The organism is Pseudomonas sp. S2_A10, from assembly GCF_054668465.1.
In genome coordinates, this window is sequence record NZ_CP162773.1 from 502,076 (window position 1) to 526,192 (window position 24,117).

16 protein-coding genes and 2 pseudogenes are annotated in these 24,117 nt (G+C 60.9%); 17 read left to right on the plus strand and 1 reads right to left on the minus strand.

The window, feature by feature from the left end; translation table 11 throughout:
* Positions 1-65 precede the first annotated feature (65 nt).
* The 6 genes and pseudogenes from AB4N41_RS02325 to AB4N41_RS02350 all read left to right on the plus strand — a co-directional run bounded on the left by AB4N41_RS02325 (position 66) and on the right by AB4N41_RS02350 (position 7,778).
* Positions 66-2,651: a TonB-dependent receptor gene (locus tag AB4N41_RS02325; protein ID WP_252876782.1), complete on the plus strand. Its 2,586-nt coding sequence runs from the start codon at positions 66-68 to the stop codon at positions 2,649-2,651.
* Between the two features lie 109 nt (positions 2,652-2,760).
* Positions 2,761-3,357 carry a biliverdin-producing heme oxygenase gene (locus AB4N41_RS02330; protein ID WP_252876783.1) on the plus strand — a complete coding sequence of 199 codons (597 nt, stop codon included), beginning with the start codon at positions 2,761-2,763 and terminating at the stop codon, positions 3,355-3,357.
* Positions 3,358-3,519: 162 nt separating this feature from the next.
* Entirely contained in the window at positions 3,520-3,930 is a 411-nt protein-coding gene (locus AB4N41_RS02335) for a YbaN family protein (protein ID WP_071173352.1), read from the plus strand.
* A 441-nt stretch (positions 3,931-4,371) separates the two neighbouring features.
* Positions 4,372-5,331 (plus strand): annotated as a pseudogene (locus AB4N41_RS02340) (methyl-accepting chemotaxis protein); the annotation flags it as partial.
* Between the two features lie 378 nt (positions 5,332-5,709).
* A pseudogene (locus AB4N41_RS02345) lies at positions 5,710-6,237 on the plus strand (methyl-accepting chemotaxis protein); the annotation flags it as partial.
* Positions 6,238-6,428: 191 nt separating this feature from the next.
* Positions 6,429-7,778 carry a CoA transferase gene (locus AB4N41_RS02350; RefSeq protein ID WP_252876784.1) on the plus strand — a complete coding sequence of 450 codons (1,350 nt, stop codon included), beginning with the start codon at positions 6,429-6,431 and terminating at the stop codon, positions 7,776-7,778.
* Positions 7,779-7,973: 195 nt separating this feature from the next.
* Here AB4N41_RS02350 and arcD (AB4N41_RS02355) read toward each other — a convergent pair whose 3' ends face one another.
* A complete protein-coding gene (gene arcD, locus AB4N41_RS02355; protein WP_150637483.1) occupies positions 7,974-9,401 on the minus strand; it encodes an arginine-ornithine antiporter in 1,428 nt (475 codons plus the stop codon).
* 437 nt (positions 9,402-9,838) lie between these two features.
* On the opposite strand from arcD (AB4N41_RS02355), the gene arcD (AB4N41_RS02360) reads away from it, so the two are divergent.
* From arcD (AB4N41_RS02360) to AB4N41_RS02410, 11 genes are all read left to right on the plus strand, one after another.
* Positions 9,839-11,266 carry an arginine-ornithine antiporter gene (arcD, locus tag AB4N41_RS02360; RefSeq protein WP_252876785.1) on the plus strand — a complete coding sequence of 476 codons (1,428 nt, stop codon included), beginning with the start codon at positions 9,839-9,841 and terminating at the stop codon, positions 11,264-11,266.
* A gap of 35 nt (positions 11,267-11,301) precedes the next feature.
* Positions 11,302-12,558 (plus strand): arginine deiminase, encoded by a 1,257-nt coding sequence (gene arcA / locus AB4N41_RS02365; RefSeq protein ID WP_016773516.1) that lies wholly within the window; start codon positions 11,302-11,304, stop codon positions 12,556-12,558.
* 68 nt (positions 12,559-12,626) lie between these two features.
* Positions 12,627-13,637, plus strand: a complete 1,011-nt coding sequence (locus AB4N41_RS02370) for an ornithine carbamoyltransferase (RefSeq protein WP_041479782.1) — start codon at positions 12,627-12,629, stop codon at positions 13,635-13,637.
* 191 nt (positions 13,638-13,828) lie between these two features.
* Positions 13,829-14,758, plus strand: coding sequence for a carbamate kinase (gene arcC, locus AB4N41_RS02375; protein ID WP_056787936.1), 930 nt, complete (start codon positions 13,829-13,831; stop codon positions 14,756-14,758).
* A gap of 62 nt (positions 14,759-14,820) precedes the next feature.
* Positions 14,821-15,183 carry a DUF5064 family protein gene (locus tag AB4N41_RS02380; RefSeq protein ID WP_041479784.1) on the plus strand — a complete coding sequence of 121 codons (363 nt, stop codon included), beginning with the start codon at positions 14,821-14,823 and terminating at the stop codon, positions 15,181-15,183.
* Between the two features lie 248 nt (positions 15,184-15,431).
* Positions 15,432-16,940, plus strand: a complete 1,509-nt coding sequence (locus AB4N41_RS02385) for a sigma-54-dependent transcriptional regulator (protein WP_095181474.1) — start codon at positions 15,432-15,434, stop codon at positions 16,938-16,940.
* A gap of 451 nt (positions 16,941-17,391) precedes the next feature.
* On the plus strand, positions 17,392-17,775 hold the full coding sequence (gene gcvH, locus AB4N41_RS02390; protein WP_039758162.1) for a glycine cleavage system protein GcvH: 384 nt from the start codon (positions 17,392-17,394) through the stop codon (positions 17,773-17,775).
* An 11-nt stretch (positions 17,776-17,786) separates the two neighbouring features.
* Positions 17,787-20,639: an aminomethyl-transferring glycine dehydrogenase gene (gcvP, locus tag AB4N41_RS02395; protein ID WP_252876786.1), complete on the plus strand. Its 2,853-nt coding sequence runs from the start codon at positions 17,787-17,789 to the stop codon at positions 20,637-20,639.
* A gap of 206 nt (positions 20,640-20,845) precedes the next feature.
* Positions 20,846-22,222: an L-serine ammonia-lyase gene (locus AB4N41_RS02400; RefSeq protein WP_016773512.1), complete on the plus strand. Its 1,377-nt coding sequence runs from the start codon at positions 20,846-20,848 to the stop codon at positions 22,220-22,222.
* A 110-nt stretch (positions 22,223-22,332) separates the two neighbouring features.
* Positions 22,333-23,457, plus strand: a complete 1,125-nt coding sequence (gcvT, locus tag AB4N41_RS02405) for a glycine cleavage system aminomethyltransferase GcvT (RefSeq protein ID WP_252876787.1) — start codon at positions 22,333-22,335, stop codon at positions 23,455-23,457.
* Positions 23,458-23,860: 403 nt separating this feature from the next.
* Entirely contained in the window at positions 23,861-24,073 is a 213-nt protein-coding gene (locus AB4N41_RS02410) for a cold-shock protein (RefSeq protein WP_003227496.1), read from the plus strand.
* Positions 24,074-24,117: the final 44 nt, after the last annotated feature.

A 24,117-nucleotide genomic window follows, 5' to 3' on the forward strand; every position in this document is an offset into this window, starting at 1 on the left:
ATTGATTCGCATCTAACCATGCCGATCAGCACCTATAAAGATTCGTGCGACACGGAGCGCTATCGATGTCCTCACGCCTTACCCGCCAGACTGCTTCCCCTTCCCGCGTACTGTCGCTGCTGACTGCGGCCATCCTGATGGCTGGCACCGCACCGCTGCTGGCGGCCACCGAGCAACCGACGCGCAACATGGGCCATTACGCGTTCGCCATCGGCCAGCAACCACTGGTTTCGGCACTGAATGCCTTCACCGCCGTGACCGGTTGGCAGGTCGGCTTGCCGGCAGAGTTGGGGCAGAACGTTTCGTCGCCGGGCGTGCGCGGTTCGCTGCCGCCGGAGAAAGCCCTCGAGCGCCTGTTGGTGGGGACCAACCTGAGCTTTCGCAAGCTGAGCAACAACAATGTCGTGCTGGAAAAACGCAACAGCAGCGGCACGCTCAATCTCGATCAGGTGACCATCAGCGCCACTCGCCAGGAACAGTCGGTCAACAGCGTGCCCTCGACCGTCAGCGTGCAGGAGCGCCAAGCGCTTGACCGCAACAACGTCAACACCATCAAGGATCTGGTGCGCTACGAACCGGGCGTTTCCGTTGGCGGTGCCGGTCAGCGCGGCGGCATCAGTGGCTACAACATTCGCGGTATCGACGGCGACCGCATCCTGACTCAAGTCGATGGCGTGGAAATCCCCAACGGCTTCTTCAACGGCCCCTACGCCAAAAGCCAGCGCAACTACGTCGACCCGGAAATCGTCAAACGCGTGGAAATTCTGCGTGGCCCGGCCTCGGTGCTGTACGGCAGCAACGCTATCGGCGGCGCGGTCAGCTACTACACGCTGGACGCCGACGACATCATCAAACCGGGCAAGGACGTCGGCGCGCGTCTGAAAAGCGGTTACAGCTCCGCCGACGACAGCTGGCTGAAATCCGCCACCGTCGCTGGCCGCAGCGGTGAGTTCGACGGCTTGCTGCATTACAGCCAGCGCGACGGTCACGAAAGCGAATCGTTCGGCGGCAACAATGGCACCGGCCTTGCGCGCACCGCCGCCAACCCGGAAGACGTGCGCGCAACCAACGTCCTGGCCAAGCTCGGCTGGAACTACAACGACGATTCGCGCCTGGGCCTGACCTACGAAAAGTACAAGGACGATCGCGACACCGATCAGAAAAGTGCCTACGGCGGCCCGTACTTCAATGGCGCGCCGACCATTCCGAGCAGCGTCCTGCCCGGCGGCATGTACCAGTGGCGCACCGGTAACGACACCATCACCCGCGAGCGTTTCGGCATCGAACACGCGTTCGCCCTCGACAGCCTGCTGGCCGATAACGCCAAGTGGAGCCTCAATCACCAGATCGCCAAGACCGACCAGAGCACCGAAGAGTTGTACTACCCGATCACCCGTAAAGTGCAGCGTACCCGCGACACGCTCTACGAAGAAAAACAGTGGGTGTTCGACGCGCAACTGGACAAGGCTTTCGCCATCGGTGACACCGATCACCTGCTGACTTACGGCACCACGATCAAACAGCAGAAAGTCACCGGCTCACGCAGCGGCGACGGCACCTGTGTAGCCGTCGGTCGCGGCTGCACGGCGATTGGCGCGACGAGTCCGGCGGACGTACTGGCCAAGGCCTCTGATTTCCCCGATCCGACCATCAACACCTACAGCCTGTTTGCTCAGGATCAGATCAGCTGGAACGACTGGACCTTCCTGCCGGGCCTGCGCTACGACTACACCCAGCTCAAGCCGCACATCACCGAGGAATTCCTCAACACCGTGAATGCCGACGGCCAGGGCACGGTCAGCGACAAGAACAAGACCTGGCACAAAGTCTCGCCGAAATTCGGCCTGACCTATGCACTGACGGACAACTACACCTGGTACGGCCAGTACGCCGAAGGCTTCCGCACGCCCACGGCAAAATCGCTGTACGGGCGTTTCGAGAACAACACGACCGGCTACACCGTAGCGCCCAACTCCGACCTTGAGCCGGAAAAGAGCAAAGGCTTCGAAACCGGCCTGCGCGGGAATTTCGAGCAGGGTTCGTTCGACGTCGCAGTGTTCTATAACAAGTACCGCGACTTCATCAACGAGGACGCGGTCAAGCCGGGCGACGATCAGTTGACCTTCCAGAGCAACAACATCAAGCGCGCCACCATCAAGGGCGCGGAAGTCAAAGGTCACTTGAACCTGGATGCGCTGGGCGCGCCGCAAGGCCTGTATACCCAAGGCTCGATCGCCTACGCCTACGGTCGCAACAACGACAGCGGCGAGCCGATCAACAGCGTCAATCCGCTCACCGGCGTGTTCGGTCTCGGTTACGACCAGGACAACTATGGCGGTTTGCTGAGCTGGACCGTGGTGAAGAAAAAGGACCGCGTCGACGACAGCAACTTCAAGTCGCCGGACGGCGTCAGCAGTCAGTTCAAGACCCCGGGCTTCGGCATTCTCGATCTGGCCGGCTATTACAAGGTGACCGACGACGTCACCGTCAGCGGCGGCGTCTACAACCTGACCGACAAGAAGTACTGGCTGTGGGATGACGTGCGCGGTTACGACAGCGTCGGCGAAGCCTCGGTGACGCAACCGGCCAACCTCGATCGGCTGACCCAACCGGGACGTAACTTCGCGATCAACCTGATCTGGGACATCTGATCCGCCCGGCCTCACTGCGCGAGTTCTCGCCGCGCAGTGAGGTTTTTTTACTGTCCGGCGCCCGCCCGTACGTCTTGTTATCAAGCGCCTCATTTATCAAGGACACCCCATGACTGCCTCGGAAAAAACCCTGCGTTCGCAACGCCTGAACCAGATCACCCACGAGCCGCACAGCAAACTCGATGCGCTGGTCAAAGCCCACGCACCCTTCGAAACCCGCGCCAGCTTCGCCCGTTTCGTCGTAGCGCAATACCTGTTCCAGGCGGAACTGGTCGAGCTGTACAACGATGCCGAACTGACCGCGATCGTCCCGGATCTGCCGGCCCGTTGCCGCGCCCAAGCGGCCAAGGCTGACCTCGCCGACCTCGACACCGAAGTCCCGGCGCCGGTGGCCGGCGCGCTTAAAAACCCGAGCAAGGCGCGGGCGCTGGGCTGGATCTTTGTTTCCGAGGGTTCCAAGCTCGGCGCGGCGTTCCTGATCAAGCGCGCGGTGGCGCTGGAGTTGAGCGAAAGCTTCGGTGCCCGGCATCTGGCTGAACCGCAAGGTGGCCGCGCCGAGGGCTGGAAAAGCTTTGTGCGCACCCTCGATGCGTTGCCGTTCACGGCAGAGGAAGAGGCGGAAGTTGAGCAAGGTGCACTGGATGCGTTCAACCGCTTTACCGTGCTGCTGGAACGGGCTTATGCCATAGAAGCCGAAGTGGCCTGAAGCAACTCTTATCACTTGTGGGAGCGAGCCTGCTCGCGAAGACGGCAGCACATTCAACATCAATGTGCCTGATCAACCGCTTTCGCGAGCAGGCTCGCTCCCACAGAGCTCACCACAAATCTGTAAGATCCCCGTTCCGCTTCAGAAGCCGCCGCTGAGCCCATGCCCGCACCCGCCCCATCAAAACTCGCCCGTCTGCTGTTCGGCCTGCTGGCCTATGTCAGCCTCGGCATTGGCCTGATCGCCATCGTCGTGCCCGGTCTGCCGACCACCGAGTTCATCCTCCTCGCCGCGTGGGCCGCGACCCGCAGTTCGCCGCGCTTGAGTGCGTGGCTGGAAAATCATCGCCTGTTCGGGCCGATCCTCAGTAACTGGCGCAACGGCAGGATCATCGCGCGCAAGGCCAAGCTCAGTGCCACCGTCAGCATGCTGCTGTGTGCGACGTTGATGCTGGTGATGCTCGACCACGGCTGGCCGATCTATCTGGCGATTGCCGGCATGGGCCTGGGCAACCTGTGGATCTGGTCGCGCCCGGAGACGCCCGTCGCGGTAGTGAAACATCCCTGTAATTAAAGCCTTTTCAGCACTTTCCCCTGCGCAAACGTTTAGCAGCGACCGTCCGTCGGCAAGCGCCTCATGCCGTCTCGCTCGACGCCGATGAGGATTGAATGGCGCTGAATGGATTTGGCAAACCGGGCTCCCGGCCCAGCCACCTGTTTATTCCATTCGCGAGATCGCCCCATGTTCGACTCTCTTTCCATTCGCCTGAAAATCGTCCTGCTCTCCGGCCTGTGCCTGCTCGGAGTGGTGGTGCTGATTGTCAGCATGAACATCTACCAGACCAACCAGAACGACGCGCTGGTCAGTCAATCCAGCAACCAGTTGCTCACCGCCAGCGTGCAGAACCTGCTGCAGGCCAAGGCCGCCGAACAAGCGGTGCGGGTGCAGAAAACCTTTGGTGAAAGCCTGCTGGTGGTTACCGCCCTCGCCGACCAGATCAAGGATCTGCGGACGATGGCGGCCAAGCGTTCGCTCGAAGCCGGCGCTGTTCGTGAAGAGTTGAACCAGAGCCTGAAAACCGCCTTCGAGCGCAACGATAAAGTCCTCGGCATCTGGCTGGCCTTCGAACCCAACGGCCTCGACGGCAAGGACAGCGAATTCGCCAACGATGCCGCGCGGCAGTCCAACGAAGCCGGGCGCTTCGCCTCGTACTGGAGCCGTGCCGCCGGCGCCGCGCTGAATACGATCATGGTCGAGGACGACCTGACCAAGACCACCCTCAGCGTCAGCGGCACGCCGTACAACAGTTGGTACACCTGCCCTCGCGATAACAAACGCACCTGCCTGCTTGACCCGTATGCCGACACGGTCGGTGGCAAGGAAATGCTCATGACGACCATTTCCGTACCGCTGCTGGTGGATGGCAAAGCGATCGGTGTGGTCGGTGTCGACATCGCGCTCGACGCCCTGCAAGCCGCCGCCGTCGACTCGCAGCGCAGCCTGTTCAACAACGCCGGGCACATGCTGATCGTCTCCGGCAGCGGTGTGCTGGCGGCCGACAGTGCTGACGCGACGCGGGTCGGCAAAAAAATCGGCGACACCCTCGGCGCTGACGGCAAGGATGTATTGCAACTGGTCGGCAGCGGTACGGCGAAAATCCTCGAACAGGGCGACCTGATTCGCGCGGTTTACCCGGTCGACCCGATCGGCAATTCGCGCGCCTGGGGCGTGGTCATCGACCTGCCCGAGCACGTGCTGCTGGCCGACTCGGTGAAACTGCAAGCGGTGCTGGATGACGCGCAACAAACCGGCGTCATCACTGCCCTGCTAGTGGCGGGCGTGGCCGGTCTGGTCGGCCTCCTGCTGATCTGGCTCACCGCCTCCGGCGTCACCCGTCCGATCAACAGCGTTGCTGAGATGCTGAAGAACATCGCCAGCGGCGAAGGCGATCTGACCCAGCGCCTGAACTACAGCAAGAAAGATGAACTGGGCGAACTGGTGAACTGGTTCAACCGCTTCCTCGACAAGCTGCAACCGACCATCGCGCAGATCAAACAGAGCATCACCGAAGCGCGCGGCACGGCCGATCAGTCGTCGGAAATTGCCCGCCAGACCAGCGAAGGCATGCAGGTGCAGTTCCGCGAAATCGATCAGGTCGCCACCGCGTCCAACGAAATGAGCGCCACCGCCCACGACGTCGCCAACAGTGCCTCGAACGCGGCCAACGCCGCCAAGGGTGCCGATCAGTCGGCGAAGGACGGTATGGCGATCATCGAGCGCAGCACCCGCGACATCAATCAACTGGCCGATGAGGTGAGCAAAGCAGTTACCGAGGTCGAAGCGCTGGCAGTGAACAGCGAGCAGATCGGCTCGGTGCTGGAAGTGATTCGCAGCATCGCCGAACAGACCAACCTGCTGGCCCTCAACGCCGCCATCGAAGCCGCCCGCGCCGGCGAAAGCGGCCGCGGTTTTGCCGTGGTCGCCGACGAGGTGCGCAACCTGGCCAAACGCACGCAGGATTCGGTGGAAGAAATCCGCATCGTCATCGAGCGCATCCAGACCGGCACCCGTGGCGTGGTCGCGACCATGCATTCGAGCCAGACCCAGGCGCACAACAATGCCGGGCAGATTCGTCAGGCCGTTGATGCACTGGGCAAGATCAGCGACGCGGTGACGGTGATCAGCGACATGAACCTGCAGATCGCCAGTGCCGCCGAAGAACAGAGCGCCGTGGCCGAAGAGGTCAACCGCAACGTCTCGGCGATTCGCACCGTGACCGAAACCCTGACCGAGCAGGCCACCGAATCGGCAGCGATCAGCAGCCAGCTCAACAGCCTGGCGAGCCAGCAGATGAAATTGATGGATCAGTTCCGCGTGTAACAATCCAGCATAAATCCCTGTGGGAGCGAGCCTGCTCGCGAAGCGGTCGTCATATCCAACATCCGTGTTGACTGACACGACGCCTTCGCGAGCAGGCTCGCTCCCACTGGGGAAACGGGTTCACATCCTGGTTTCATCTAAACCGCGATTCTTTTGCACTATCATCGCCCTCTCGTTCCGGAGGGCCTTCGATGACTGATCTGCTCACGTCCATCCAAACCGCACTCGACCTGCCCCACACGCCGATCCCCTTCAACGGTGACGGCGCGTTGCCCTCGGCGTTCGCCGTGACCGAACTGGCCTGCGCCAGCATCGCTGCCGCCGGGCAAGCGCTCAGCGAATTGCTTCACCAGCAAACCGGGCACTTGCCTGCGGTTGCAGTCGACCGCCGTCTGGCCTCGTTGTGGTTTTCCACCTCGCTGCGCCCGATCGGCTGGCAGGTGCCGCCGCTGTGGGATCCCGTCGCCGGCGACTATGCGACCCGGGACGGCTGGATCCGTCTGCACACCAACGCCCCGCACCACCGCGCCGCCGCTGAACGCGTGCTCGGTGCCTGCACCGACCGCGCCGCAATGGCGGCAAAAGTCGCGCAATGGGACAGTGCGGATCTGGAACAAGCAGTGGTCGACGCCAAGGGCTGCGCCGCCGAGATGCGCAGTTGGGCGCAGTGGCAGCAGCATCCGCAGGGGCTGGCGGTGAATGCCGAAGCGCTGGTGCAATTCAGCGAGCAGACGGACGAGAAACGCACCGCCTGGCAAGGCTCGATCGCACGACCGCTGGCCGGGATCAAGGTGCTCGACCTGACCCGCGTGCTCGCCGGTCCCAGCGCCAGCCGCTTCCTCGCTGGGCTGGGCGCCAACGTGCTGCGCATCGATCCACCGAGCTGGAACGAACCCGGCGTCGTTCCGGAAATGACTGTCGGCAAGCGCTGTGCGCGGCTGGATCTGCAAGTGCCAGCGGATCGCGCAGTGTTCGAAGGTTTATTGCAAGACGCCGACATCTTGCTCCACGGCTATCGCGCCGATGCGCTGGAACATCTGGGGTTTGGTATTGAACGCCGAAGGCAACTGGCACCGGGGCTGATCGACGTCTGCCTCAATGCCTACGGCTGGAGCGGCCCCTGGCAGAACCGCCGGGGCTTCGACAGCCTGGTGCAGATGAGCAGCGGCATTGCCGAGGCCGGACAGCGCTGGAAGCACAGTGATAAACCGACGCCACTGCCGGTGCAGGCGCTGGATCATGCGACCGGGTATCTGATGGCGGCGAGTGCGATCAGATTGCTGACTGAACGACTGGCCAGCGGTCGCGGGGGTTCGGCGCGGTTGTCGCTGGCACGGACGGCGAAGCTGTTGCTTGAGCATGGGCCGGGGATGCTTGACCCACTGCGGGCTGAAGACGCACTGGATCAGGATCCGGCGATTGAACACACCGCGTGGGGACCGGCGCGGAGGTTGCGCGTGCCGCTGCAGATCAGCGGGACGGCGATGCGGTGGAATTGGCCGGCGACGGAGTTGGGCTCGCATCCTCCGTGTTGGCCATGAGAAGCCCCTCACCCTAGCCCTCTCCCAGAGGGGAGAGGGGACTGATTGGGGGATATTGGAGAGTTACGCCGACGTGCAAGATTTTCGTCGAATCCATAATCGACTCGATCGCTCAGGTCGATGTATAGCGCCAGACACCTCGGTCAGTCCCCTCTCCCTCTGGGAGAGGGCTAGGGTGAGGGGCTGCTTTTCAGATCACAACGACAACACCCCGCTATACAACCCATACGCCGCCAGCCCCGCCCCGATCACCACGCAAGCAAAAATCCCCTTTTCCACCGTAGTGAAAACCGGTTGCCCCTGTTCACGCTTGGCCTTGGCAAACAGGATCACCCCCGGCGCATACAGCAGCGCCGACAGCAGCAGATACTTCACCCCACCGGCATACAACAGCCACACCGCGTAAACCAGTGCGATGCCGCCAATCAGCAGATCCTTGGTACGTTCCGCCGAGGCGTGTTCGTAGGTTTCGCCGCGCCCGCTGAGCAGCACCGCATAGGCCGCCGACCACAAATACGGCACCAGAATCATCGACGACGCCAGGTAAATCAGACTGGTGTAAGTGCCCGCCGAGAACAATGTGATCAGCAGGAAAATCTGGATCATCACATTGGTCAGCCACAGCGCGTTGACCGGCACGTGGTTCTTGTTTTCCTTCTTCAGGAACGCCGGCATGGTTTTGTCTTTGGCCGTGGCGAAGAGGATTTCCGCGCACAGCAAGGCCCATGACAACAACGCGCCCAACAGCGAAATCGCCAGCCCGACGCTGATCAGCAACGCACCCCACGGCCCGACGATGTGTTCGAGCACCGCTGCCAGTGATGGGTTTTGCAGATTGGCCAGTTCCGGCTGACTCATGATCCCCAGCGACAGCACGTTGACCAGCACCAGCAGCGCCAGCACGCCGATAAAACCGATCACCGTGGCACGGCCGACGTCGCTGCGTTTTTCTGCGCGAGCCGAATAGACGCTGGCGCCTTCGATGCCGATGAACACGAACACGGTGACCAGCATCATGTTGCGCACCTGATCCATCACCCCGCCGAAGTTCGGGTTGCTGCGGCCCCAGATGTCACGGGTGAAAATGTCAGCCTTGAATGCCACGGCAGCGATGACGATGAACATGATCAGCGGCACGACCTTGGCCACGGTGGTCAGCTGGTTGATCAGCGCCGCCTCCTTGATCCCGCGCATCACCAGAAAATGCACCGCCCACAACAGCAGCGAGGCGCAGCCGATGGCGATCGGCGTGTTGCCCTGGCCGAATACCGGGAAGAAATAACCGAGGGTGCTGAACAGCAACACAAAATAGCCGACGTTGCCCAGCCAGGCGCTGATCCAGTAACCCCACGCCGACGAAAAGCCCATGTAATCGCCGAACCCGGCCTTGGCGTAGGCGTAGACGCCCGAGTCCAGCTCCGGTTTGCGATTGGCCAGGGTCTGAAAGACGAAGGCCAGCGTCAGCATGCCGATTGCGGTGATGCCCCAGCCGATCAGGATCGCCCCGGCATCGGCGCGCGCCGCCATGTTTTGCGGCAACGAGAAAATCCCCCCGCCGATCATCGACCCCACCACCAGCGCGATCAACGCACCAAGGCGCAGCTTTTGCGTCGGTTGCGACATGCAGATCTCCTTGAAAGAGCCGTTGTTGTTTATTTGTAACAACAGCCGACTAAAAGCCTAAGGGTAGATGACGTTTATCAGGTAATGGCCAATTTCGCACCGTTATATATAGCCGACCACGATAACGCTTAGCACGTTAAGTCAGTTTTGTGCGCCAATCTTGATTATTCAATTCTGTACTGAAAACAGATGACGGACATTTGCCAAACGCGGAAAAGCAACTAGCGTGATAGTTCGAAAGCATTAATTGCTATTCCCAATTGCGTCAACGAAACGGCTCTGGGACGGGCCTTCCAGAGCACAGTGTTATGCCCGCAACGGGTGGATAAGTCATTCATTAACAATGGAATGTGGCCATGCACTGATCCAAGTCAGCTATTCGAACAGACAACGGTACTAGGCTGTGAGCTCTCCTTTCCTGCAATGGAGTCATGCAAATGTCTGAAGCGCCCGGAAAACTAAGACTCGGTGCACTGGTTGCACTGGTAGTCGGTTCAATGATTGGCGGCGGGATATTTTCGTTGCCACAAAACATGGCCGCCAGCGCCGACGTCGGTGCAGTGCTGATCGGCTGGGCCATCACCGCAGTCGGCATGCTCACCCTCGCATTTGTCTTTCAGACCCTCGCCAATCGCAAGCCTGATCTGGACGGCGGAGTCTACGCCTACGCCAAGGCCGGATTCGGCGACTACATGGGTTTCTCATCGGCCTGGGGCTACTGGATCAGCGCCTGGCTGGGCAACGTCGGTTACTTCGTTCTGCTGTTCAGCACCCTCGGCTATTTCTTTCCGATCTTCGGCGAAGGCAATACCCCGGCGGCGGTGATCGGCGCGTCCTTGCTGCTGTGGGGCGTGCATTTTCTGGTGTTGCGCGGGATCAAGGAAGCGGCGTTCATCAACCTGGTGACCACCGTCGCCAAGGTCGTGCCGCTGCTGCTGTTCGTGTTGATCGCAGTCTTCGCGTTCAGACTGGACATCTTCACCGCCGACATCTGGGGCGTGAAAAACCCTGACCTGGGCAGTGTGATGAACCAGGTGCGCAACATGATGCTGGTCACCGTCTGGGTGTTCATCGGTATCGAAGGCGCGAGCATCTTCTCCGCCCGCGCCGAGAAACGCTCGGATGTCGGCAAGGCCACCGTGATCGGCTTCATCACCGTGCTGCTGTTTCTGGTGCTGGTGAACGTGCTGTCGCTGGGCATCATGACCCAGCCGGAACTGGCGAAACTGCAGAACCCGTCGATGGCCGCCGTGCTTGAGCATGTGGTTGGTCACTGGGGTGCGGTGCTGATCAGCGTCGGCTTGATCATCTCGCTGCTCGGTGCGCTGCTGTCGTGGGTGCTGCTGTGTGCGGAGATCATGTTCGCCGCCGCCAAAGACCACACCATGCCGGAGTTTCTGCGCAAGGAAAACGCCAACCATGTGCCGGTCAACGCCCTGTGGCTGACCAACGCGATGGTGCAGGTGTTCCTGATCATCACCCTGTTCTCGGCCAGCACTTACCTGTCACTGATCTACCTCGCCACCTCGATGATTCTGGTGCCGTACCTGTGGTCCGCGGCCTATGCCCTGCTGCTGGCGGTGCGCGGCGAGAGCTACGAAGGCTTTGCCGCCGAGCGGCGCAAGGATCTGATCATCGGCGGTATCGCCCTGATCTACGCGGTGTGGTTGTTGTACGCCGGCGGGGTCAAGTACCTGCTGCTGTCGGCCCTGCTCTACGCGCCCGGCGCGATCCTGTTCGCCAAGGCCAAGCTGGAACTCAAACAACCGGTTTTCACCAACGTCGAGAAGCTGATTTTCGCCGCAGTGGTCATGGGCGCCGTGGTGGCGGCCTATGGTCTCTACGATGGCTTCCTGACGCTGTAACCCCTGATTGAATTGTCATCTGGAGGAACACAGAAATGACCACGGAAAAAGTGAAGTACGGCGTCCACTCCGAAGCCGGGAAACTGCGTAAAGTCATGGTTTGCTCCCCAGGTCTGGCCCATCAGCGGCTGACCCCGAACAACTGCGATGAACTGCTGTTCGATGACGTGCTGTGGGTGGCGCAGGCCAAGCGCGATCACTTCGACTTCGTCACCAAGATGCGCGAGCGCGGCATCGACGTGGTGGAAATGCACAACCTGCTGACCGACATCGTCGCCATCCCCGAAGCGCTGGACTGGATTCTTGAGCGCAAAGTGACGGCCGACTCGGTGGGCCTGGGCCTGATCAGCGAAGTGAAATCCTGGCTGAAAAGCCTCGAGCCACGCCACATCGCCGAATTCCTGATTGGCGGCGTGTCGGCCGATGATCTGCCGGACAGCTTCGGTGGCAAGACCATCCAGATGTTCCGCGACTTCCTCGGCCACTCCAGCTTCATCCTGCCGCCGCTGCCCAACACCCAGTTCACCCGCGACACTACCTGCTGGATCTACGGTGGCGTGACGCTGAACCCGATGTACTGGCCGGCGCGCCGTCAGGAAACCCTGCTGACCACCGCCATCTATAAATTCCATCCGCAATTCACCAACGCCGAATTCGAGATCTGGTACGGCGACCCGGACAAGGACCACGGCAACTCCACCCTTGAGGGCGGCGACGTCATGCCGATCGGCAACGGCGTGGTGCTGATCGGCATGGGCGAGCGCTCATCGCGGCAGGCCATCGGCCAACTGGCGCTGAACCTGTTCAACAACAAAGCGGTGGAAAAAGTCATCGTCGCCGGCCTGCCGAAGTCCCGCGCAGCAATGCACCTGGACACCGTGTTCAGCTTCTGCGACCGCGACCTGGTGACGATCTTCCCGGAAGTGGTCAACCAGATCGTCGCCTTCACCCTGCGTCCTGACGAAAGCAAACAGGGTGGCATCGACATCCGCCGCGAAGAAGGCAGCTTCCTCGACACCGTCGCTGCGGCGCTGAATCTGCCGAAACTGCGCGTGGTGGAAACTGGCGGCAACAGCTTCGCCGCCGAACGCGAGCAATGGGACGACGGCAACAACGTGGTGGCCATGGAACCGGGCGTGGTCATCGGCTACGACCGCAACACCTACACCAACACTCTGCTGCGCAAGGCTGGCGTGGAGGTCATCACCATCAGCGCCGGCGAGCTCGGCCGAGGCCGTGGCGGCGGCCACTGCATGACCTGCCCGATCATCCGCGACCCGATCGACTACTAATCTTTGAGCCTTCGCCGCGACTTATCGAGCGCGGCCAAGGGGATAACCGAAACCCAAGGAGATCCATCATGGCTTTTAACATTCACAACCGTAACCTGCTCAGCCTGGAACACCACACCCCACGTGAGCTGCGTTACCTGCTCGACCTGTCCCGTGATCTGAAACGCGCGAAATACACCGGCACCGAGCAACAACACCTGAAGGGCAACAACATCGCCCTGATTTTCGAGAAAACTTCGACCCGCACCCGTTGCGCCTTCGAAGTGGCGGCCTATGACCAAGGCGCAAACGTCACTTACATCGACCCGAACTCCTCGCAGATCGGCCACAAGGAAAGCATGAAGGACACCGCCCGCGTGCTCGGGCGCATGTATGACGCCATCGAGTACCGTGGCTTCAAACAGGAAATCGTCGAGGAGCTGGCCAAGTTCGCCGGCGTGCCGGTGTTCAACGGCCTGACCGATGAATATCACCCGACCCAGATGATCGCCGACGTGCTGACCATGCGTGAGCACGCCGACAAGCCGATCCATGAAATCAGCTACGCCTACCTGGGCGACGCGCGCAACAACATGGGTAACTCGCTGCTGCTGATCGGCGCCAAGCTCGGCATGGACGTGCGCATCTGCGCACCGAAAGCGCTGTGGCCGCTGGACGATCTGGTGGCGCGTTGCAAAAAATACGGTGAGGAAAGCGGCGCACGCATCACCCTCACCGAAGATCCGAAAGAAGCGGTCAAAGGCGTGGACTTCATTCACACCGATGTCTGGGTATCGATGGGTGAACCGGTGGAAGCCTGGGCCGAGCGCATTCAGCAACTGCTGCCGTATCAGGTCAACGCCGAGCTGATGAAGGCCACCGGCAACCCGCGTACCAAGTTCATGCACTGCCTGCCGGCGTTCCACAACAGCGACACCAAGGTCGGCAAACAGATCGCCGAACAATATCCGCACCTGAAAAACGGTATTGAAGTGACCGATGACGTGTTCGAGTCGCCGGCCTGCATCGCGTTCGAGCAGGCGGAAAACCGCATGCACACGATCAAGGCGATTCTGGTTTCGACCCTGGCTGATCTCTGACGCCACAGCGCTCCCACTGAAGGAACCGGAAACCCAATGTGGGAGCGAGCCTGCTCGCGAAAGCGGTGGGTCATTCAACAGCGATGTCGACTGATCTGACGCGTTCGCGAGCAGGCTCGCTCCCACAGGGATATCGGTTCCAGCAGGGAGATCGAATCGTTTGTCATTCCTCTGCTTAGAAGGATTGCACCATGCGTATCGTCGTAGCCCTGGGCGGTAACGCCCTGCTCCGCCGTGGTGAGCCGATGACCGCTGACAACCAGCGCGCCAACATCCGCATCGCCACCGAGCAAATCGCCAAGATCCATCCCGGCAACCAACTGGTCATCGCCCACGGCAATGGCCCGCAAGTCGGCCTGCTGTCGCTGCAAGCGGCGGCCTACACCTCCGTCACCCCCTACCCGCTGGACGTGCTCGGTGCCGAAACCGAAGGCATGATCGGCTACATCATCGAACAGGAACTGGGCAATCTGCTCGACTTCGAAGTGCCGTTCGCCACCCTGCTGACCCAGGTTGAAGTCGACGCCAACGACCCGGCTTTCAAGAAGCCGAGCAAGCCGATCGGCCCGGTCTACGAGAAAGCCGAAGCGGAAAAACTCGCCGCCGAAAAAGGCTGGGCGATTGCCCCGGATGGCGACAAATTCCGCCGCGTCGTAGCCAGTCCACGGCCGAAACGCATCTTCGAAATCCGCCCGATCAAGTGGCTGCTGGACAAGGGCAGCATCGTCATTTGCGCTGGTGGCGGCGGCATTCCGACCATGTATGACGAAAACCGTAACCTCAAGGGTATCGAGGCGGTGATCGACAAGGACCTGTGTTCGTCGTTGCTCGCCGAGCAGTTGGAAGCCGATTTGCTGGTGATCGCCACTGACGTCAACGCAGCGTTCATCGACTATGGCAAACCCACCCAGAAAGCCATTGCCGAAGCCCACCCTGACGAACTCGAACGCCTTGGGTTCGCCGCCGGCTCGATGGGGCCGAAGGTTCAGGCAGCCTGCGAATTCGCGCGCCATACTGGCAAGGTCGCGGTGATCGGTTCGCTGGCCGATATCGAAGCCATCGTCCAGGGCACCGCCGGTACGCGGGTCAGCACGGCGAAGCCGGGGATCAGCTACCGATAACAATAAACGCCGGGGCAGGCTCAAGACCTGCTCCGCTTCCATGCCTTGAAAGGAGTAGCTCAATGGCCCAGTTCGAACCTGGTCATCTGCACATCGAGCGGCACGCGTTGACCGACGATGACGTCAATTACAACGTGCATCTGGACTATGAAGTGTTCACCGACCCGCAGAAAGGCAAGGGGATTCAGTTCACCCTGCACGGCAGCATGCAGGGCAAGGACATGAAGGAGGCGTTTTTCCTGCCCAAGGAAGAGGCCTACAACTTCGCCCGCGATGTCACGCGGATCGCCGAGAAGTACGGCATACCCAAGACCCACAGCCAGATCGGCTCGGTGCACAAGCATTACGATCTGATGTTTGAAGACATTCGGCAGAAGTTGAATATGCAGTCGGGGGATCCGGTGAACCTCGAGCATTTCGAATAAAAATCAAAAGCCCCTCACCCTAGCCCTCTCCCGGAGGGGAGAGGGAACCGATTGGGGGATGCTGCAGCATTGCGTCGACCTGATCCTGCATCACTGAATCCATAATCGCCCGGTACTTTCAGGTCGATGCATAACCCCAGACACCTCGGTCGGCTCCCTCTCCCCTCCGGGAGAGGGCTGGGGTGAGGGGGCTTTTGATTTAAGGCATACTTGCCTCCCTCCGCTCTGCAGATCACTGAACCGCCCCCATGCGTATCCACGTCAGCTTCATCGACCGCGTCGGCATCACCCAGGAAGTCCTGGCTATCCTCGGTGGGCGCAATCTCAATCTGGATGCGGTGGAGATGATCCCGCCGAACGTCTACATCGACGCGCCGACCCTCAGCCCGCAAGTGCTCGAAGAACTGAAAGATGCGCTGTTTCGCGTGCTCGGCGTGGAAGCGGTGACCGTGGTCGATATCCTCCCCGGCCAGCGCCGGCACTTGCAGCTAGATGCCCTGCTCGCGGCGATGACCGACCCGGTGCTGGCCCTCGACAGCGCCGGCAAGGTGCTGCTGGCCAACCCGGCGTTGATTGCCCTGTACGGTCGCGAACCGGCCGGTGAAAGCGTCTCGGCGCTGTTCAATGATCCCGGCCTGCTCGATACCCTGCTGGAAAACGGCTTTCGCCTGCCGCTGCGCGAGATCACCGTCAACGGCCAGACCCTGCTGCTCGACGCCACGCCGATCACCGACGCCGGCGCCCTGCTGACCCTGTATCAACCAAATCGCATCGGCGAACAACTCTCGGCACTGCACCACGATCACGCCGAAGGCTTCGACGCGCTGCTCGGCGAGTCTCCGGCGATCCGCACACTCAAGGCCCGCGCGCAACGCGTCGCCGCCCTTGATGCACCGTTGTTGATTCAAGGCGAAACCGGTACCGGTAAAGAACTCGTCGCCCGCGCTTGCCATGCCATCAGTGCACGGCACAGCGCTCCGTTTCTCGCCCTCAACTGCGCGGCGCTGCCGGAGAACCTCGCCGAGAGCGAACTGTTCGGCTATGCCCCCGGCGCCTTCACCGGTGCGGCGCGTGGCGGTAAGCCAGGGCTGATGGAGCTGGCCAACCAGGGCACGGTGTTTCTCGACGAAATCGGCGAGATGTCGCCGTACTTGCAGGCCAAATTGCTGCGTTTTCTCAACGACGGCAGCTTCCGCCGCGTCGGTGGTGATCGTGAAGTGAAGGTCAATGTGCGCATCCTCAGCGCTACCCACCGCGATCTGGAAAAAATGGTCAGCGAAGGCTTGTTCCGCGAAGACCTGTTCTATCGCCTCAATGTGCTCAACGTCGAAGTGCCGCCGCTGCGTGAACGCGGTCAAGACATTTTGCTGCTGGCTCGCTACTTCATGCAGCAGGCCTGTGCGCAGATCCAGCGCCCGGTCTGCCGCCTGGCGCCCGGCACTTATCCGGCGCTGCTCGGCAATCGCTGGCCGGGCAACGTGCGGCAACTGCAGAACGTGATTTTCCGCGCGGCAGCGATTTGCGAGAGCAGCCTGGTCGATATCGGCGACCTCGACATCGCCGGCACCTCCGTCGCGCGCCAGACCGACACTGAGGTGGAAAGTCTCGAACAAGCGGTCGAATCGTTCGAACGAGCGCTGCTGGAAAAGCTTTACGTCAGCTATCCCTCGACCCGGCAACTGGCGAGCCGATTGCAAACCTCGCACACCGCCATCGCCCATCGATTGCGCAAATACGGCATTCCCAATAAACCCTGACTCACCGCGCATCCCTTTTGCAGGAAATTCCCCATGTGGGAGCGAGCCTGCTCGCGAAAGCGGTCTATCAGCGAAATAGCTGGCGCCTGACACACCGTCTTCGCGAGCAGGCTCGCTCCCACAGGGTTTTATGGCGGATTCAAAATCCGTTCAAAAACGACCTCTATCTGTACCGAAAGCGCTACAGCGGAACGATATCGCTACACCCGCCTGTGACCAGCGCTGCGCAACGCTTTGATCCGATTAAGCTTTTCTCCTCGCCCCAAGCTGTAGCGATTTCGCTACAGGCGCAACCTGCCGACACCCACCTAAAAAATCCAAGCCATTGATTTATATAGATAAATCAACCTTGGCCGCATTCTTGCTACCTGCCTCCTCATCTATTAAGGGCTTCCCCGCCCCAAGCTTTCCACCGCGTCCACCAGACGAGTCTGGCCCCTGAGGAGTTTCCATGAGCGAGTTGCGTTTTACTGAAGATCACGAATGGCTGCGCACCGAAGCCGACGGCAGTGTCACTGTCGGCATCACCGCATTCGCGCAGAACGCCCTGGGCGACGTGGTGTTCGTGCAACTGCCTGAGTTGCAGGCTTACGAAAAAGGCGCCGAAGCCGCCACCGTGGAATCGGTGAAAGCCGCCAGCGGCGTGTACATGCCGCTCGATGGCGACGTGCTGGAAGTCAACCCGGCGCTGCAAGACGCCCCGGAACTGGTCAACGAAGATCCACTGGGCGAAGGCTGGTTCTTCCGCTTTCAGCCTAGCGATGCCGCCGCTGTCGGCAAACTGCTCGATCAGGACGCTTACGACCGTCTGATCAAAGCCCAAGCCGAAGCCTGAGGAATTACCCGATGACCGCCATCAATCTCGGCACTGCCAACGAATTCATCGCCCGTCACATCGGCCCGCGCGCCGGTGACGAGCAAGCCATGCTCAACAGCCTCGGCTTCGATTCACTCGAAGCCCTGAGCGCCAGTGTCATCCCGGAAAGCATCAAGGGCACCAGCGTGCTCGGCATGGACGACGGCCTCAGCGAGGCCGACGCCCTGGCGATGATCAAATCCATCGCCGGCAAAAACCAGCTGTTCAAAACCTACATCGGCCAGGGCTACTACAACTGCCACACGCCGTCGCCGATCCTGCGCAACCTGCTGGAAAACCCGGCCTGGTACACCGCTTACACTCCGTACCAGCCAGAAATTTCCCAGGGCCGTCTCGAAGCGCTGCTGAACTTCCAGACCATGATCAGCGACCTCACCGGCCTGCCGATCGCCAACGCCTCCCTGCTCGACGAAGCCACCGCCGCTGCCGAAGCCATGACCTTCTGCAAACGCCTGAGCAAGAACAAGGGCAGCCACCAGTTCTTCGCCTCGATCCACAGCCACCCGCAAACCCTCGACGTGCTGCGCACCCGTGCCGAGCCGCTGGGCATTGACGTTGTGGTCGGCGATGAGCGTGAACTGACTGACGTGACGCCGTTCTTCGGCGCACTGCTGCAATACCCGGCGAGCAACGGTGATGTGTTCGACTACCGCGATCTGACCGAGCGCTTCCACGCCGCCAACGCTCTGGTGGCCGTGGCCGCCGACCTGCTGGCCCTGACCCTGCTCACCGCACCCGGTGAATTCGGCGCCGACGTCGCCATCGGTTCGGCGCAACGCTTCGGCGTGCCGCTGGGCTTCGGTGGCCCGCACGCTGCTTACTTCTCCACCAAGGATGCGTTCAAGCGCGACATGCCGGGCCGTCTGGTCGGCGTCTCGGTTGACCGTTTCGGCAAGCCGGCCCTGCGTCTGGCGATGCAGACCCGCGAGCAACACATCCGCCGCGAAAAGGCCACGTCGAACATCTGCACCGCGCAAGTGCTGCTGGCCAACATCGCCAGCATGTACGCCGTGTACCACGGCCCGAAAGGTCTGACGCAGATCGCCAACCGCGTGCATCACCTGACCGCCATTCTGGCCGAGGGCCTGACCGCTCTCGGCGCTAAAGTTGAACAAGCCAGTTTCTTCGACACCCTGACCATCGCTACCGGCGCAGACACCGCTGCGCTGCACGACAAGGCGCACACTCAGCAGATCAACCTGCGCGTGATCGACTCCGAACGTCTGGGCCTGTCGGTCGACGAAACCACCACGCAGGCTGATATCGAAACCCTGTGGGGCCTGTTCGCTGACGGCAAGACCCTGCCGGACTTCGCTGCGCTGGCCGCCTCGGTGCAGAGCACCATCCCCGCTGCGCTGGTGCGCCAGTCGCCGATCCTCAGCCACCCGGTGTTCAACCGTTACCACTCGGAAACCGAGCTGATGCGCTACCTGCGCAAACTGGCGGACAAGGACCTGGCACTGGATCGCACCATGATTCCACTGGGCTCGTGCACCATGAAACTCAACGCCGCCAGTGAAATGATCCCGGTGACCTGGGCCGAATTCGGTGCGCTGCACCCGTTCGCCCCGGCCGCACAAAGCGCCGGTTACCAGCAACTGACCGATGAGCTGGAAGCGATGCTCTGCGCCGCCACCGGTTACGACTCGATCTCGCTGCAACCGAACGCCGGTTCGCAAGGTGAATACGCAGGTCTCCTGGCGATCCGCGCCTACCACCAGAGCCGTGGCGACGAGCGCCGCGACATTTGCCTGATCCCGTCGTCGGCCCATGGCACCAACCCGGCCACCGCGCAAATGGCTGGTATGCGTGTGGTCGTCACCGCGTGCGATGCCCGTGGCAACGTCGACATTGAAGACCTGCGTGCCAAAGCCATTGAGCACCGCGAACACCTCGCCGCGCTGATGATCACCTACCCGTCGACCCACGGCGTGTTCGAAGAAGGCATCCGGGAAATCTGCGCGATCATTCACGACAACGGCGGCCAGGTGTACATCGACGGCGCCAACATGAACGCCATGGTCGGCCTCTGCGCACCGGGCAAGTTCGGCGGCGACGTCTCGCACCTGAACCTGCACAAAACCTTCTGCATCCCGCACGGCGGTGGCGGCCCGGGCGTTGGCCCGATCGGCGTCAAATCGCACCTGACGCCGTTCCTGCCGGGCCACGGCCAGATGGAACGCAAGGAAGGCGCGGTCTGCGCGGCACCGTTCGGCAGCGCAAGTATTTTGCCGATTACCTGGATGTACATCCGCATGATGGGTGGCGCCGGTCTCAAACGCGCTTCGCAGCTGGCGATCCTCAATGCCAACTACATTTCCCGTCGCCTCGAAGAGCATTACCCAGTGCTGTACACCGGCAGCAACGGCCTGGTGGCGCACGAGTGCATCCTCGATCTGCGTCCACTCAAAGACAGCAGCGGCATCAGCGTCGATGACGTCGCCAAGCGCCTGATCGACTTCGGCTTCCATGCGCCGACCATGTCGTTCCCGGTCGCCGGCACATTGATGATCGAGCCGACCGAAAGCGAATCCAAGGAAGAACTGGACCGCTTCTGCGACGCCATGATCCGCATCCGCGAGGAAATACGCGCAGTGGAAAACGGCACGCTGGACAAGGAAGACAACCCGCTGAAAAACGCCCCGCACACCGCAGCGGAACTGGTCGGCGAATGGACCCACCCGTACAGCCGTGAGCAAGCCGTTTACCCGGTCGCGTCGCTGATCGAAGGCAAATACTGGCCGCCGGTCGGCCGTGTCGACAATGTCTTCGGCGATCGCAACCTGGTGTGCGCCTGCCCTTCGATCGAAAGCTACGCTTAATGGAATGAGGGGCTGAATATCGGCCCCGATTTCAGCAATACCCTAGATCCCCCTGTGGGAGCGAGCCTGCTCGCGAAGGCGCCATTTCAGTCAACGTAAATGGTGGCTGATCCGACGCTTTCGCGAGCAGGCTCGCTCCCACAAGGGATCTGCACCGATCTCAAAAACTGCGCCAATCCCTATAACAAGAAACCGGAGAACCACTCATGTCGTTAAGCGTGTTCGACCTGTTCAAGATTGGCATCGGTCCCTCCAGTTCCCACACCGTCGGCCCGATGCGCGCCGCTGCGCGCTTCGCCGAAGGTTTACGCCGTGAAAACCTGCTGACCAGCACCGCCAGCGTGCGTGTCGAGCTGTACGGTTCGCTCGGTGCTACCGGCAAAGGTCACGGCAGCGATAAAGCCGTGCTGCTCGGCCTTGAAGGCGAGCACCCGGACACAGTCGACACCGAAACCGTCGCCGCGCGCCTGCAGGAAATTCGCGGCAACGGCCGCTTGAACCTGCTCGGCGAACACAGCATTGCGTTCAACGAGAAAGAACATCTGGCAATGATCCGCAAACCGTTGGCCTATCACCCCAACGGCATGATCTTTCGCGCCTTCGATGCGGCGGGGATTCAGATCCGCAGTCGCGAGTACTACTCGGTTGGCGGTGGTTTTGTTGTCGATGAAGATGCGGCCGGTGCCGATCGCATTGTCGAAGATGCAACGCCACTGACCTTCCCTTTCAAAAGCGCCAAGGACTTGCTCGGTCATTGCGCTACGTACGGGCTGTCGATCAGCCAGGTGATGCTGACCAATGAAAGCGCCTGGCGCCCGGAAGCCGAAACCCGTGCCGGCCTGCTGAAAATCTGGCAGGTGATGCAGGACTGCGTCGCTGCTGGCTGTCGGAACGAAGGTATCTTGCCGGGCGGTTTGAAGGTCAAACGCCGGGCGGCGGCGCTGCATCGGCAATTGTGCAAGAACCCGGAATCGGCCCTGCGCGATCCGTTGTCGGTGCTCGACTGGGTCAATCTTTATGCACTGGCGGTCAACGAAGAAAACGCCAATGGCGGACGCGTGGTCACTGCGCCCACCAATGGCGCGGCGGGGATCATTCCGGCGGTGCTGCATTACTACATGCGTTTTATCCCCGGGGCGAATGACGACGGTGTCGTGCGTTTTCTGCTGACCGCTGCCGCAATCGGCATTCTTTACAAGGAAAACGCTTCGATCTCCGGCGCCGAAGTCGGTTGTCAGGGTGAAGTCGGTGTGGCCTGTTCAATGGCGGCCGGCGCTCTGTGCGAAGTGCTCGGCGGCAGCGTGCAGCAAGTCGAGAACGCCGCGGAAATCGGCATGGAACACAACCTCGGTTTGACCTGCGACCCGATCGGCGGCCTGGTACAAGTCCCGTGCATCGAGCGCAATGCGATGGGTTCGGTGAAAGCCATCAATGCCGTGCGCATGGCCATGCGTGGCGACGGCCAGCATTTCGTCTCCCTCGACAAAGTCATCCGCACCATGCGCCAGACCGGCGCCGACATGAAAAGCAAATACAAGGAAACCGCCCGCGGCGGCCTGGCGGTCAACATTATCGAATGCTGATTACGAACTCAGCCAAACGTAACTAGCTCCCTCTCCCTCCGGGAGAGGGCTGGGGTGAGGGGCTCTTGATCTTGCCTCTCACCCGCAACCCAAATTCAAAGGAGCCACGCATGTCCACCGAACAACTCTCGAAAACCCCGCTGCACGCACTGCACCTCGAACTCGGCGCGCGCATGGTGCCGTTCGCCGGCTACGACATGCCCGTGCAATACCCGCTCGGGGTGATGAAAGAACACCAGCACACCCGCGAACAGGCGGGGCTGTTCGACGTCTCGCACATGGGCCAGATTCGTCTGACCGGTGCCAATGCGGCCAAAGCCCTGGAAACCCTGGTGCCGGTGGACATCATCGACCTGCCGGTGGGCATGCAGCGTTATGCGATGTTCACCAACGAAAGCGGCGGCATCCTCGATGACCTGATGGTTGCCAATCTGGGCAATGACGAGTTGTTCCTGGTGGTCAACGCCGCGTGCAAGGATCAGGATCTCGCGCATCTGCAAAAACACATCGGCGATCAGTGCACCATTACGGCGCTGTTCGAAGAGCGCGCCCTGCTCGCCCTGCAAGGTCCGGCAGCCGTCACGGTGCTGGCGCGTCTTGCGCCGGACGTGACGAAGATGACCTTCATGCAGTTCAACCGTGTGTCGTTGCTGGGCGTGGACTGCTTTGTCAGCCGTTCGGGCTACACCGGTGAAGACGGTTTCGAAATCTCTGTACCGGCCGCCGACGCGGAAAAACTCGCCCGCGCCCTGCTCGCCGAACCAGAGGTCCAGGCCATCGGCCTCGGCGCCCGTGATTCGCTGCGTCTGGAAGCCGGCCTGTGCCTGTACGGCCACGACATGAACACCGAGACCACACCCATTGAAGCCAGCCTGCTTTGGGCGATCTCCAAGCCACGCCGCGCCGACGGCGCACGGGCCGGCGGTTTCCCGGGCGCCGAGCAGATCTTCGCGCAACAACAGAACGGCGTCGCACGCAAACGCGTCGGCCTGCTGCCACAGGAGCGCACCCCGGTACGTGAAGGCGCAGACATCGTCAACGAGGCCGGCGAGACCATCGGCAGCGTCTGCAGCGGCGGCTTTGGTCCGACCTTGGGCGGCCCATTGGCGATGGGTTACCTCGACAGCGCCTACGTCACGATCGATACACCTGTGTGGGCCATCGTCCGTGGGAAAAAGGTGCAAATGCTTGTAAGCAAAATGCCATTTGTTCCACAACGCTACTATCGCGGTTGATCGACTGTTTCTATAAGTAACGCGATTGCGTTATGCGTGCACTAATGTGTAACGCAATCGCCATAAAACAGTGCGTTTTTTAACATCTGTTTCGAATATGAACGTGGCTTATAACGACTGCAAAAAACTGAACCAGACAATCGTCTAAGACTGCTCTAGTGAACTGACTAATTGCCGCGAAGAGCAGTAAAACCGGGGCCTTCGCAGGGCTTGTTTTTTCTCCCGTAGTTGGCGTAGAGTTTGTCCACTGTGTTTGCATGGGTCAGCTTGGAATCGTGACCTGGGCAGTAGCCTACAAGTTAGCTACATCCCGCTCGACGTCTTCTTACTCCTTGCAACCAGCTCCAGTACTCTTTCATGTGAAAGAGGCTGTCATCAATTTATGCGTCAAAGGAAATAAGAAATGTCCACACGTCAGAGCGGTACCGTCAAGTGGTTTAACGACGAGAAAGGTTTTGGTTTTATCACTCCAGAAAGCGGTCCGGATCTGTTCGTACATTTCCGCGCCATTCAGGGCAACGGCTTCAAGAGCCTGAAAGAAGGCCAGAAAGTGACTTTCGTTGCTGTGCAAGGCCAGAAAGGCATGCAGGCTGACGAAGTACAAGCAGAAGCCTGATCTTCTGATACGAAAAAGCCCCTGATATTGATATCAGGGGCTTT

Excerpts from the sequence above, each read along its gene's own strand:
- AB4N41_RS02325 (WP_252876782.1), top strand. The coding sequence starts at position 66 with ATGTCCTCACGCCTTACCCGCCAGACTGCTTCCCCTTCCCGCGTACTG.
- AB4N41_RS02330 (WP_252876783.1), top strand. The coding sequence starts at position 2,761 with ATGACTGCCTCGGAAAAAACCCTGCGTTCGCAACGCCTGAACCAGATC.
- AB4N41_RS02335 (WP_071173352.1), top strand. The coding sequence starts at position 3,520 with ATGCCCGCACCCGCCCCATCAAAACTCGCCCGTCTGCTGTTCGGCCTG.
- AB4N41_RS02350 (WP_252876784.1), top strand. The coding sequence starts at position 6,429 with ATGACTGATCTGCTCACGTCCATCCAAACCGCACTCGACCTGCCCCAC.
- arcD (WP_150637483.1), bottom strand. The coding sequence starts at position 9,401 with ATGTCGCAACCGACGCAAAAGCTGCGCCTTGGTGCGTTGATCGCGCTG.
- arcD (WP_252876785.1), top strand. The coding sequence starts at position 9,839 with ATGTCTGAAGCGCCCGGAAAACTAAGACTCGGTGCACTGGTTGCACTG.
- arcA (WP_016773516.1), top strand. The coding sequence starts at position 11,302 with ATGACCACGGAAAAAGTGAAGTACGGCGTCCACTCCGAAGCCGGGAAA.
- AB4N41_RS02370 (WP_041479782.1), top strand. The coding sequence starts at position 12,627 with ATGGCTTTTAACATTCACAACCGTAACCTGCTCAGCCTGGAACACCAC.
- arcC (WP_056787936.1), top strand. The coding sequence starts at position 13,829 with ATGCGTATCGTCGTAGCCCTGGGCGGTAACGCCCTGCTCCGCCGTGGT.
- AB4N41_RS02380 (WP_041479784.1), top strand. The coding sequence starts at position 14,821 with ATGGCCCAGTTCGAACCTGGTCATCTGCACATCGAGCGGCACGCGTTG.
- AB4N41_RS02385 (WP_095181474.1), top strand. The coding sequence starts at position 15,432 with ATGCGTATCCACGTCAGCTTCATCGACCGCGTCGGCATCACCCAGGAA.
- gcvH (WP_039758162.1), top strand. The coding sequence starts at position 17,392 with ATGAGCGAGTTGCGTTTTACTGAAGATCACGAATGGCTGCGCACCGAA.
- gcvP (WP_252876786.1), top strand. The coding sequence starts at position 17,787 with ATGACCGCCATCAATCTCGGCACTGCCAACGAATTCATCGCCCGTCAC.
- AB4N41_RS02400 (WP_016773512.1), top strand. The coding sequence starts at position 20,846 with ATGTCGTTAAGCGTGTTCGACCTGTTCAAGATTGGCATCGGTCCCTCC.
- gcvT (WP_252876787.1), top strand. The coding sequence starts at position 22,333 with ATGTCCACCGAACAACTCTCGAAAACCCCGCTGCACGCACTGCACCTC.
- AB4N41_RS02410 (WP_003227496.1), top strand. The coding sequence starts at position 23,861 with ATGTCCACACGTCAGAGCGGTACCGTCAAGTGGTTTAACGACGAGAAA.